The sequence below is a fragment of the Vibrio sp. HA2012 genome, assembly GCF_002812955.1.
Classification (GTDB): Bacteria; Pseudomonadota; Gammaproteobacteria; order Enterobacterales; family Vibrionaceae; genus Vibrio.
In genome coordinates this window covers 216,841-229,251 of sequence record NZ_PFXK01000001.1, presented here as the reverse complement: position 1 = coordinate 229,251, position 12,411 = coordinate 216,841, and the positions used below count along the sequence as shown (strand labels likewise).

At 48.1% G+C, this 12,411-nt stretch carries 11 protein-coding genes and 1 pseudogene; 6 read left to right on the top strand and 6 right to left on the bottom strand.

What is annotated here, in order from left to right; genetic code table 11:
- Positions 1-62: 62 nt before the first annotated feature.
- A pseudogene (locus tag CSW98_RS01020) lies at positions 63-2,195 on the top strand (YgiQ family radical SAM protein); the annotation flags it as partial.
- A gap of 29 nt (positions 2,196-2,224) precedes the next feature.
- On the opposite strand, the gene CSW98_RS01015 reads toward CSW98_RS01020, so the two are convergent.
- The 6 genes from CSW98_RS01015 to CSW98_RS00990 all read right to left on the bottom strand — a co-directional run bounded on the left by CSW98_RS01015 (position 2,225) and on the right by CSW98_RS00990 (position 8,711).
- Complete coding sequence (locus CSW98_RS01015) at positions 2,225-3,976, bottom strand: sensor domain-containing diguanylate cyclase (RefSeq protein ID WP_157810304.1); 1,752 nt, start codon at positions 3,974-3,976, stop codon at positions 2,225-2,227.
- A 158-nt stretch (positions 3,977-4,134) separates the two neighbouring features.
- The gene (locus CSW98_RS01010) at positions 4,135-4,632 is read right to left on the bottom strand and encodes a hydrogenase maturation protease (RefSeq protein WP_100798588.1); all 498 of its coding nucleotides are present in this window, start codon (positions 4,630-4,632) and stop codon (positions 4,135-4,137) included.
- Between the two features lie 15 nt (positions 4,633-4,647).
- Complete coding sequence (locus CSW98_RS01005) at positions 4,648-5,946, bottom strand: Ni/Fe hydrogenase subunit alpha (RefSeq protein WP_100798587.1); 1,299 nt, start codon at positions 5,944-5,946, stop codon at positions 4,648-4,650.
- Positions 5,943-6,752, bottom strand: coding sequence for an NADH-quinone oxidoreductase subunit B family protein (locus CSW98_RS01000; protein WP_100798586.1), 810 nt, complete (start codon positions 6,750-6,752; stop codon positions 5,943-5,945). The genes CSW98_RS01005 and CSW98_RS01000 overlap by 4 nt, the downstream gene beginning before the upstream one ends.
- Positions 6,752-7,561, bottom strand: coding sequence for an FAD/NAD(P)-binding protein (locus CSW98_RS00995; RefSeq protein ID WP_198517249.1), 810 nt, complete (start codon positions 7,559-7,561; stop codon positions 6,752-6,754). The genes CSW98_RS01000 and CSW98_RS00995 overlap by 1 nt, the downstream gene beginning before the upstream one ends.
- 1 nt (position 7,562) lies before the next feature.
- Positions 7,563-8,711 carry a 4Fe-4S dicluster domain-containing protein gene (locus CSW98_RS00990; RefSeq protein ID WP_198517248.1) on the bottom strand — a complete coding sequence of 383 codons (1,149 nt, stop codon included), beginning with the start codon at positions 8,709-8,711 and terminating at the stop codon, positions 7,563-7,565.
- Between the two features lie 215 nt (positions 8,712-8,926).
- Here CSW98_RS00990 and hypA point away from each other — a divergent pair, with 215 nt between their 5' ends.
- From hypA to hypE, 5 genes are read left to right on the top strand one after another with little or no spacing between them, the layout of a single operon-like run.
- Complete coding sequence (gene hypA / locus CSW98_RS00985; RefSeq protein ID WP_100798584.1) at positions 8,927-9,268, top strand: hydrogenase maturation nickel metallochaperone HypA; 342 nt, start codon at positions 8,927-8,929, stop codon at positions 9,266-9,268.
- Positions 9,268-9,945: a hydrogenase nickel incorporation protein HypB gene (gene hypB, locus CSW98_RS00980; RefSeq protein ID WP_100798583.1), complete on the top strand. Its 678-nt coding sequence runs from the start codon at positions 9,268-9,270 to the stop codon at positions 9,943-9,945. Before hypA ends, hypB begins: the two co-directional genes overlap by 1 nt.
- A gap of 3 nt (positions 9,946-9,948) precedes the next feature.
- Positions 9,949-10,191 (top strand): HypC/HybG/HupF family hydrogenase formation chaperone, encoded by a 243-nt coding sequence (gene hypC / locus CSW98_RS00975; RefSeq protein ID WP_100798582.1) that lies wholly within the window; start codon positions 9,949-9,951, stop codon positions 10,189-10,191.
- A gap of 13 nt (positions 10,192-10,204) precedes the next feature.
- Complete coding sequence (hypD, locus tag CSW98_RS00970; protein WP_100798581.1) at positions 10,205-11,371, top strand: hydrogenase formation protein HypD; 1,167 nt, start codon at positions 10,205-10,207, stop codon at positions 11,369-11,371.
- On the top strand, positions 11,371-12,384 hold the full coding sequence (gene hypE, locus CSW98_RS00965) for a hydrogenase expression/formation protein HypE (protein ID WP_100798580.1): 1,014 nt from the start codon (positions 11,371-11,373) through the stop codon (positions 12,382-12,384). Before hypD ends, hypE begins: the two co-directional genes overlap by 1 nt.
- The last annotated feature ends 27 nt before the right edge of the window (positions 12,385-12,411 follow it).

Sequence of the window (12,411 nt, the reverse complement as noted above, 5' to 3'; positions counted from 1 at the left end):
ATCTGTAGATGCTCACACAAGATATGGCTATAATGCCCCGCTCCAAAAACAGAGGTCAAAATATGCACAGCACTATCACTCCTATTCATCAATATCCCCGTTTCTGGGCTGAATGTTTCGGCAGTGCACCTTTTCTGCCGACCAGCAGAAAAGAAATGGAGAAATTAGGCTGGGATAGCTGTGACATTATCATCGTTACGGGTGATGCGTATGTGGATCATCCAAGTTTTGGTATGGCAATCATCGGACGGCTTCTGGAAGCTCAGGGATTTCGTGTTGGTATCATTGCTCAGCCGGACTGGAGTAATAAAGATGCCTTTATGCAGTTAGGCAAACCGAACCTGTTTTTCGGCATTACCGCCGGAAATATGGATTCCATGATCAACCGCTACACAGCAGAAAGAAGGCTACGCCACGATGATGCCTATACGCCGAACAACGAGGGAGGAAAACGCCCGGATCGTGCTGTACTGGTTTACTCACAACGCTGTAAGGAAGCCTACAAAGAAATACCGGTGGTACTGGGGGGTATCGAAGCCAGCCTGCGTCGTCTTGCTCACTATGATTACTGGTCAGATAAGATTCGCCGTTCAGTGCTGTTTGATGCTAAGGCTGATATCCTTCTGTACGGTAATGCCGAGCGGGCTCTGGTTGAGGTCGCTCATCGCCTGGCCAATGGTGAATCAATAAAAGAGCTGATCGATATTCGCGGCACTGCCGTAAATCTTCCAGCCGTTCCAGCTCACTATGCCGAGGTTGATTCTTCCCGTATCGAAAAACCGGGGAAAACCTATGTGCCGGTTAATCCTTATCGTATAGACACTCAGTGTGAAGAAAAAGACGCCGAAAACGGGAGCGTAACCCCTGTAACCGTACTGCCGGCAGCAAAAGATACGACACACACCGCCGTACGCCTGCCCTCTTATGAAAAATTACAGAATGACCGGGTACTCTATGCCCATGCCAGCCGGATCATGCATCTTGAGACAAATCCGTATTCCGGCCGTGCACTGATACAGCGGCACGGCAACCGTGAGCTATGGGTTAACCGGACACCAATACCTCTGACTACAGAAGAAATGGACTACGTATTTGATCTGCCCTATGCCCGTGTACCTCACCCCATGTACGGTAAGGCTAAAATACCGGCCTATGAAATGATCAAAACCTCCGTCAACATTATGCGGGGTTGCTTCGGTGGCTGTGCATTCTGTTCTATCACAGAGCATGAAGGGCGCATAATCCAGAACCGCTCAAAAGAATCTGTTCTGCATGAACTTGAAGACATAAAAGCAAAAGTACCGGGCTTCACCGGCACCATTTCCGATCTGGGTGGTCCGTCGGCGAATATGTACCGTCTCGGCTGTTCAGATCCAAAAGCAGAAGCGAACTGTCGTCGTCCTTCCTGTATTTTCCCGGGAATATGCGCCAAACTGAACACCAACCATCAGCATCTTATCGACTTGTACCGGGAAGCACGTAATCTTGATGGTATCAAAAAAATCTTTATCGCTTCCGGTGTGCGTTACGACTTAGCGGTTGAATCCCCGGAATACATAAAAGAGCTGGTTACTCACCATGTAGGTGGTTATCTGAAAGTTGCCCCGGAACATACAGAAAAAGGCCCTCTGAATATGATGATGAAACCGGGTATGGATACCTGGTATCGCTTTAAGGAAATGTTTGAGCAATACAGTAAAGAAGCCGGTAAAAAGCAGTATCTGATCCCTTACTTTATTTCTGCTCATCCGGGAACCACCGATGAAGATATGCTGAATCTGGCGCTGTGGCTGAAAGCCAACAACTACCAGTGTGATCAGGTGCAGAACTTTTATCCGACACCTATGAGCTATGCAACCGCAGCCTATTATTCGGAAACCAATCCGCTGAAACGGGTCAAATATAAACAACGGGATGAAGTACCGGTGGCAAAGGGAGAGCGCCAGCGTCGGCTGCATAAAGCACTGCTTCGCTATCACGATCCGGAGAACTGGTCGCTTATCCGAAAAGCATTACTGGACATGGGTAAAAAATACCTGATTGGTGATAAACCGGGATGTCTGGTTCCGACAGAAGACAAAGCAACCCAGACTCCGGCTCAACGAAGAAAATCCGGACGGCACGGTGCAAACCGTTTTGCTACTAAACATACCCGACAGCCAGATCAGAGACATTCCGGGCCGAAACCTAAAAAACGTTCTCGAGTCTAGCGACGCCCTGCCGGTTAAGTCTCAGAGCCATATGACTCATCCTTTCGGGACAACCGGCTGATAACCCGGTTACGTCCCTTCTTCTTAGCCTGATACAGATAATAATCCGCCTGCTCTAGGGTCTCTTTCAGACCCTGATCAGGCTTATACACTTCAACACCAATACTGATAGTAATACGGTCAATGCCCGGAAAATCATACTGCTGTATGGCTTTTCTTATCTTCTCTGCTGCAATCGTCGCTGCATCCAGATCCGTTTCTGGGCAAATTACAAGAAATTCTTCGCCTCCCCAGCGACCGACTTCATCAACAGCCCGGGTATTGTCGTTCAGCAGTACAGCCAACCGGTTAAGTACCTTGTCCCCGACCAGATGCCCGTAACGATCATTGACCCGTTTAAAATGGTCAATATCCATCATTAACACAGAAAACAGCGAACCGTATCGTTTACTGCGTTCACATTCCTGCTGTAAAATCCGGTCAATTTTACGCCGATTATAAATCTCCGTCAGCGCGTCCGTTTCTGCAAAAACTTCCAGTTGCTTTCTCTCGGTTCTGTCTACAGAAATAGACATATACCCCGTCAGGTCTTTTTCATTCTTATACATAGGGATAACCGTACTGAATATCCAGAATTCAGAGCCACTCTGAGTCCGGTTATGAAATTCTCCCTGCCAAGGAAGACCACTTTCAAGAATACCCCACACTTCAGCCATCTGCTCATCATTCTGGCTAAAGCTCAGGACGGCCGCTGATTTTCCCAGAAGTTCTTCTTCACTGTAGCCGCTGATGTCCGTAAAAGCCTGATTGACACGGGTAATCGAACCACGAATATCCGTTTCCAGAACCGGCACATACTGATCTAACAGTTTCATATAGCGGCTCCGGTCTCTGGAAACAATCTCCAGTTGCCCCATTGTCCGGGAAGGATTGATTGCAATCAGCATCCCTGCAAGAATAGAAAAACTCATAACGATTAACGCTATTTTAATCAATGAGTTTCTGTACTCTTCCTCTCTTGCAGCAATAAACTGAGTCGCAGCATGGCTGATCAATGTCAGCCCCCCTAGGGAAGGAAGGTTAGTCAAATTCTGCACCGAGAAGCCTTTCTCATGCATCGCATCTTCTGAATGAATATCACTAACTCCGGATAGTGTCTGAAACAGTACTGGCTGTGCAGAAGGATAGGTCATTTCTGCCGGCAAAGAAGTGGCAATAATCCGTCCATGCTCATTCATCAGATAAGCATCCAGATTACCGTTACGGGTCAGCACCTCAAGCAGGAAATCCATCTTCAGATACAAAACCACCTGTCCAACGAAAAGATTTTGATGGTAAAGAGGCTTACTAACACTCATGGTATGAAATGCTGAATCAGTTGACGATGCCTGATTCAGCGTGATCTCAGAAAACCAGACCGCATAGTTATTTTCCGGTTGGCTTTCAGGTAACAGACAGACTTCATGTCTGTGTAACTGTTTGTGTACCATTCCGTTATCAGAACGCGCCAGTGAAAGCAAAACCACACCGTCTGCACCGGTAACATCAACCCGGTAATAACTGAAACTCATCTTTAAAATATTCTGCATCAGACGTTCAAGCATGTTAAATGATGCTTCCGACCCGGTATTGATAAAACTGTCCAGTTCTTCACTTTCCCACAATGTCCGGACGGCACGGGAAGAAGAAACAGCGAATGCCTGTGTCGCAGACATGGCACTCTGTTGCAGAAAAGCCGTATTCTCTGCAACAGAAGCATCAAGCACGTTTTGATTATGCTGGTTAATCAAAAAAACTGATAATGACGTGATACATAAGCTAAAAAAAAGCAGGCAAACAATGAACTTGTAGTAGATATGTTTATTTTTTATCATTGCACTTTACCCAAAACCACAAAATAGTTAACAATTAAGTTACCACCGTTTTATTCTGAACACATAAGTTCTTTGCACTGCCGGATAATTTTCTGCGTAACCGAACATGTTGCTTCCTGAACTTCCCGGCTCAACCCTTCCCGGTACAGGGTCGTGTCGGCAATCTCAATCGCAAATACCGTCAGCGCCGGCAGCGTATTTTTCAGCTCTTTTAACAGTCTCCAGCTTTGTGGCAAAGCAAGGATATGTGTGCTGAATCCAATACTCTCCCGCTCATCATCAATATCATCCAGATCGTCTGCATCCAGACGGTAAATCCTTCCGGGAGAAGGTGCGCCACGATCTAACAGCGCATCAACAACAATGACATCTGAGCAATTCATAAAATAAGGCAAAGCTCTCTGACCTGAATTTCCGCCATAAAACAACTGGATATGCGATTCCAGCTCCGGCTCACTTTCCAGTGTTGATTTCAGTTGCTGAAAAACAGCATGTCCAGCACCATCATCAGCACACAAAGGGTTTCCAAAACAGATAATATTGATCATAAGCAGACTCACCGGTTATTTATTTCTGGTTACCTTCAGTTTCAGGAAATGGGTTGAACAGGAAATGCAGGGGTCATAATTACGGATTAACTGCTCACAGAACAATTTTAGCTCTTCATCACTATGCCCCAGACCGAATCGTTGTACTGAATCACTTAAATCCCGCTCTATACGAGCCTGATTCTGGCTCGTCGGCGGGATAATCGTACAATTCATTACTTTTCCGTCGGCATCGATATTATACCGATGATAAATCAGCCCCCGGGGAGCCTCCGTTGCATGACAAGCAGTTCCCGCACAAACAGTAACTGGCACATAAGCATCTTCCGGTGGCGTAAAACCAGCCAGAATCTGCCCAATCTCCCGACAGGCATAATGGATTTCCAGAGCCCGGATCAGAATACTGTCGTACATATTCTGACTTTCACCTGTCTGCCCTACCTGGATAGCTAACCGTCGGGTATCGCTGTCCAGCACAGAAAAATTATGGTTAAAACGGGCTAGCGGTCCTACCAGATAATCACTGTTGTGCAACAGAGAATAGAGTGCCGTAGAATGCGCTTCCTGATGTTCCTGAAAACACTCTTCATATGCTTCCGGATCAATATCGATATCCGAAGCACTGACAATACGGCCATGGTTGATGGGGTAATGCAGCCCGGATTTGAGGCTGACATAGTCAAAACTGTGGGAATAGTCCGGACGCTCCAGAGAAGAACAAAACAGCACCAGCAATTCCGCCAAATGACGTGCTTCTTCTGCTGATCCCTGCAAATCCATTAAGTCATTCAGCTTAGGAAGACCTTCGAACCCTCCGACTTTCAGTCCGACGGGATGTACACTACGCCCTCCCAACAACGACATAACCTGATTACCAAAAGCCTGAATTTTTATCCCCCGGTTAAAAAGTTCGGTATGCACTTTTGCCATTTCCAGCCCGTTAGAAAAGCCAAGAAAATCAGGTAATGCCAGAAAATGAATATGCAGGGCATGGCTCTGAATCCATTCCGCCAGATTCATAACCCGGCGTAATTGCATCACTGGCTCTGAAACCTGAACATGGAATAGTTTTTCCAGTGCTAAAATGGACGTCAGTTGATAAGCCATCGGACAAATACCACAAATCCGTGCGGTCAATTCAGGTACATCGTTATAATTTTTCCCGGTTAGAAATTGTTCAAACAAACGCGGTGGTTCGAATATGCGCATGTGCAATGCATCCAGCAGCTCCCCACGGGCAATCAGCTCCAGCGAGGCTTCACCTTCAACACGGGTAATAAAAGGAACGTTGAGACGGATTTTCCGGGTATTCATACATCGTCCTCATGCAGGGGATGATGCCCTTCCCAGCGTGCAATCTCTTTCCTGAATACCGGGTTATGGCTGTGAAACTGAGCGAAACGCTGGACGATATCCCTTCCGACCAGACCGAATCCCTGCAAACGATTGGCCAGACTGTGAGTATTCGGCTGCTCAGATGGTCCATAACAGGCATAGCATGCTTTACCGTATGATGGGCATATAGCACCGCAGCCTGTACGGGTTACCGCTCCCAGACAAGGCGACTGACCGGTAACCAGAACACACACATTTTGCGACCGTTTACATTGCATGCAGAGTTTCTCTTTTTCTTCTTTGGGTTCGGCACCAAGCAATAACTGGGAAATGAAACGGTTCACCTGCTGGGGAGATACCGGACATCCCCACAGTTCATAATCGACTGTGACCACCTTGTGAACCGGTTCTGATCTGTCCAGCGTCGCAATATAATCCGGGCAGGCATATACCGCCGCTTTCATCCTTGCAGCATCACCATACAGAAAGGAAAGATTCCGCAATGCCTGCACACCACCTGACGTCGCACAGGCTCCGACAGAAACCAGAACCCGGCAGTTTGTCCGTAGGTTCTGTACCCGGGCCAGATCATGCGGAGTCGAAATGCTTCCCTCAACAAAAGCAACGTCAACCTTCACTTCCGGGTTATCAACTCCACCCTCGACAAAATGACAGATTTCGATATGTTCCAGTAACGTAAGCAGTCCCGCTCCCTGATTCAGAAAAGCAAGCTGACAGCCGGAACATGACGTGAGTTTATGAATCGCGACCTTCACTTTTCTCATTAAAAGCCTCCGATACCAAACCAGGGCTTGATCTGTGGATAGTGAAATACAGGGCCATCCTTACACACAAAATACGGACCGATCTGACAGTGACCACAAAACCCCTGCCCACATTGGAAATTCCGTTCCATACTCAGATAACAGGCATCTTCTGTAACCCCGAGCTGAACCAATTGCCTGATAGCCGCCTTCATCATAATTTCCGGTCCACACATCATGACAACACAGTTATCTATGGCGAACTCTGCATTATTCAGCAATCCGGTTACCATCCCCAGCTTCCAGTGCTTCATCACCTGATATTCTTCACTGGCAGCCAGAAGCACCTGACAGTTATGCTGGTCCCGCCAGATCTCGTACTGAGGCAACCACAACAGATCCTGATGATGTTTAACCCCCTGCAGTATTACTATACGGCGGAAATTCTGCCGGTGCTGAACGGCATAGTGAATAGCCGCAACCACCGGCGCGCAACCCAGACCGGCAGTAATAAACACCAGATCTTTTCCGACAGCATGTTCCAGAGGCCAGCCTTTACCAAAAGGCCCTCGGATACCTATCTGCTGACCCGGGTTGATTGCGGTTAAAGCATGCGTAACACGCCCAACGGAACGAATGGTGTGTAAAAGCAAACCATTCCTCCAGCCCATAATAGAAATAGCCACTTCCCCGATGCCAAACAGAGAAAGCATGTTGAATTGCCCAAACTGAAACTCAAAGGGAACATTGTCATTCATTTTTAGTGACAATGTCACGATATCCAGTACTTCTTCTGTTTTATCCACCAACGTGGCGGTAACAGGCGTCATCTTATTCTCCATGGCAGCCTCCGGTTCTTTTCTGCTCTCTTTCCGGCAGCAACTCCAATAAGCGCTGTGCCTCTTCAACCAGATCGATTGCAGCCGGGCACCAGCTAATACAGCGTCCGCATCCCACGCAGCCCGAACGACCATATTGCTGCTGCCAGAACACCAGTTTATGCAGCATCCACTGCCTGTAGCGGGAAGCAATTTCCGGACGATAATTTTTGCCAAAGATATGCCCGTGCTCCTCACTGAAACAAGAATCCCACAACCGGATCTGCATCGACTGAGCAAGGGAAAGATCACTTTCTGTTTCTTGTTTACTGCAAAAGCAAGTGGGACACACCAGCGAGCAGTTACCACAAGCCAGACAACGCTCTGCAACCGACTCCCAGCCATCTGCATTCAGCCATGTCGCCAGCCCGGCCAGTTGCCGGCTACCCGGTAATATTTTTTTCTGTTCCCGAGCTGCACTTTCAGTCTGTTTTCTAGCTTGTTTTTCCTGCTGTGGCGTTGCCCTGTTAAGGGGCAGTTGCTCCAGTATACCGGTTCCTTTCTCGCTACCACTTGCAAGCAGGAAACTGTCTTCCAGCTCATCCAGCAACAAATCATAGTAGAAAGAGACTTCCGGTCCGTCTCCGGTAGAAACACAGAAACATTGAGCAGAGCTATGGCTGCAGTTAACGGCAATCAGCAACAGATTGTTCCGCTGAGCCTGATAAAACCGGTCACAATAATCGCCATGCAAAAAGTGCTGATCCTGCAACGCCAGAGCGGCCAGGTCACAAGCCCGTACACCAATAACAGCAATAGGGTCAGCGTCTACCGGGTAGGGATAAAACGATAACTGTGCATCATCGGCGTGGCAACGCCATAAAACCTGCTGAGGCTTAAACAATAGTGGCTTGAGTGCCTGGGGTCCGTTGCTCCAGCTAAAATAACGCCCCGTATGCATATTTCTCAGGGCGTAGTGTCCCGGAGCCTGTTCATCGATGACATCACAGGCAAGCTGCTCCGGAGAAGTCACATGCTCGAAGACAATCGCACCATCCCGAATAACCGGCCCGACGATCTTGTAATTCTGACGATGTAACACATCAAACAGGGTATGGAACTTTTCTCTGTCCAGCTGTGCCTTATGAAATTTCGACTCCACGGTTCAGTTCCGAGCCTCCATTCTTGTTGTTATCGGTAGAACACTTACCGCATAGATATAGTAGTGCCCACAGGAAACCAGTACATCTGTGATCAACCACCTGAGTTTCCAGCGATAACTTGAGTATAGAACACAGAAAATGCCAGATATTGACTATCTTTAATATTAAGAACTAAGATTCTCTGATATGAGATGAATACGGAAACAGTAGTGCCATGCATGAAATGTCGTTATGTGAAAGTCTGATCCGGATCATTGAACAACAGGCTGAGGCAGAACAATTCGATCAGGTGAAAGCCATTTATCTTGATATCGGTGCACTGGCCGGGGTTGAGCCCGGGGCAATGTACTTCTGCTTTGATGTGATTTGCCGTGGCACCATTGCCGACTCGGCAAAACTGATTATCCGCAGTCTCCCGCTTCAGGCATACTGCTTAACCTGTGGAAAAACCGTCAGTCTGTCAGATCGGTTTTCTCCATGTCCACATTGCGGCACCTATCACCTTGAATATCAGGGAGGAGATGAGATGCAGATTCGACAACTGGAGGTTTACTAATGTGTACAACATGTGGCTGCGGAAACAGTAACACACCAGTCCGGATAATACAGGTGAAGCAGGATCTGCTGGCAAAGAACAATACAATTGCCGCACAAAACCGGAGCTTTCTGACTAAACACAATATTAAAACGCTGAATATGATATCCAGTCCGGGTTCCGGAAAAACGACACTACTGACCGAAACCCTGCAGTGTCTTGATTCTCAACACTGCCTGGTTATCGAAGGGGATCAGCAGACCAGCAACGATGCCGAACGAATCCGGGCGACAGGAACAAAAGCGATACAGATCAATACAGGTAAAGGCTGCCACTTAGATGCCCAGATGGTAGCGGATGCGCTCATTCAACTGATGCCAGAACCGAATACAACCCTCTTTATTGAAAATGTCGGTAACCTTATCTGTCCGGCAGCCTTCGATCTGGGGGAAAACTATAAAATCGTTATGCTATCTGTCACTGAAGGAGAAGATAAACCATTAAAGTATCCGGATGTATTTGCTAAAGCAGATCTTATTCTGATCAATAAGGCCGATCTACTGCCCCATCTGGACTTCGATCTGAATGCCTGTACCGAATATATCCACAGAATCAATCCCAGTGCTCAACCATTACTGCTTTCTGCCACAACCGGGGAAGGTATGCAGGCATGGCTGGACTGGCTGCAAGGACGATAACCTATGTGTCTGGGCGTACCGGGAAAGGTGGTCGATATTACCGATGCCGATGGCCTGAGCGGCATTGTGGATATTTGTGGGCTCCGGCGGGAGGTTAACCTTGCGTGCGTCGCACAGGATTCCCCGGAGGCACTGCTTAACCACTGGGTTCTGATCCATGTAGGATTCGCCATGTGTGTCATTGATGACGTACAGGCAAAAGCAACATTAGAAGCGCTGGCCACTCTGCAGAAACTGGATGGTTAACCGGAGGTAAGGAATGAAATATGTAGATGAATTCCGCAATCCGGGGATTGTAAACGGCCTTGTTGCCGCACTCTCCCGTCTATTATCCGCCCTCCCTGAGCAACAAAAACCACTGCAGATTATGGAAGTCTGCGGTGGACACACTCATACTCTGTTTAAATACGGTATCCTGCAACTACTTCCGGACGATATTGAATTTATACATGGGCCTGGCTGTCCGGTTTGTGTTCTTCCAACCCTCCGTCTGGATCAATGTATGGCTGTTGCCCGCCAGTCCGATACAATTTTATGTACCTTCGGTGATGCCATGCGGGTACCCGGCTCCGATGGCTCCCTGCTGGATGCCCGGGCTAAGGGATGCGACATACGTATCGTTTATTCTCCTCTGGATGCACTGGCTCTGGCCGAAAAATATCCGGATAAACAAATCGTTTTTTTTGCGCTGGGATTTGAAACCACCATGCCAGCAACCGCAATGACCGTGCTGCAGGCGCACAAAAAAAAGATAAGAAATTTTAAAATATTTTGTCAGCACATCACCATCATGCCGGTACTGACAACATTACTGGAACAGGAAAAGATCCGGATAGACGGTTTTCTGCTTCCCGGTCATCTTTCCGTCATTACCGGCACTCGACCCTATCAGCCTCTGGCAGACCGATTTCACAAACCCTGTGTCGTTTCGGGCTTTGAACCATTGGATATGCTTCATGCTCTGCTTATGCTGGTGACGCAGATAAAAGAAAAACGCTGTGCCATTGAAAATCAGTATCGCCGGGTCGTTACCACTGAGGGAAATCTGTACGCCCAGCGGGCTATGTCCGACGTATTTACCACTAAAGAAGAAAGCGAATGGCGAGGCCTTGGTGCAATACCCGGCTCTGGTATCCGCCTGCGGGATGCCTATCGCAATTTTGACGCGGAAGCTTTTCCTGTGCCAGAAATCACTTCGCCTCAGGCAGAGAAAACAAAGTCAGGACTGTGCAATAATGTTCTGACCGGTCGTTGTAAACCAACAGACTGTCCGCTATTTGGCCAGCAGTGCACGCCTGAAACGGCCATAGGGGCTCTAATGGTCTCATCAGAAGGTGCATGTGCAGCTTATTATCAATATACACCACCATCTCCTCAGACTCAGCCACCACCAGGCTCAGATATGCATTATCCGGAGGAAATATAATGTCCGACAGAATCACACTGGCTCATGGCAGCGGCGGTAAAATGATGCAGCAACTACTCCAAGAACTGTTTCTGCACTATTTTGCTAACGATACCCTGTGCCGTCAGGAAGATCAGGCAAGGCTGTCTCTTGCTCACCTTATTGCTCAGGGAGAGCAGCTTGCTTATACCACCGATTCGTTCGTTATTGACCCGTTATTCTTTCCCGGAGGCAATATAGGTACGCTCGCCGTCTGCGGAACAGCTAACGATATAGCCATGTGCGGAGCCAAACCCCTGTACCTTTCTGCTGCCTTTATTCTAGAGGAAGGGTTATCACTGGAAACTCTCGAATCTGTCGTTTACTCCATGGCTCAGACTGCCGGTCAGGTCGGCATTCAGATCGTAACCGGGGATACAAAAGTGGTCCCCAAAGGAGCTGCAGACAAGCTGTTTATTAATACCAGTGGTATTGGTGTGATCCCTTCAGGTATCTGCTGGGGGGCAGAAAAAATCCAGCCCGGAGATCGTATTCTGTTATCTGGAACACTTGGCGACCACGGGGCAACCATCTTGAATCTGCGCGAAGATCTTGGGCTAGAAACCCGGCTCAAGAGTGATTGCCAACATCTGTATCCTTTGGTTGAAGCCTTACTCCCCGTGCAGGGAGTCCGCACATTGCGGGATGCGACCAGAGGTGGTGTGAATGCTGTACTGCATGAATTCATTCCGCTTTCTGGCTGTGGATTCCGGCTTAATGAAACCGCTCTGCCGATCACTCCTGAAGTACGGGGGCTGTGCGAGCTACTCGGGCTGGATGCCCTTAACTTTGCCAACGAAGGAAAACTGGTTGCTATCGTAGCGGAACAGGACGCAGAAAAAGCATTACTGGCTATGCAACAGGTGTCTGGTGGAGAATCTGCCGCTATTATTGGTGAAACAGATACCAGTTGTCAGGTAACCATACAACATGCTTTTGGCGGTTGTCGCTGGCTGGACTTACCCTCTTCTGAGCCAATGCCCAGAATCTGCTAGCGTTAGAGACGGAACAATCCGGAGAAA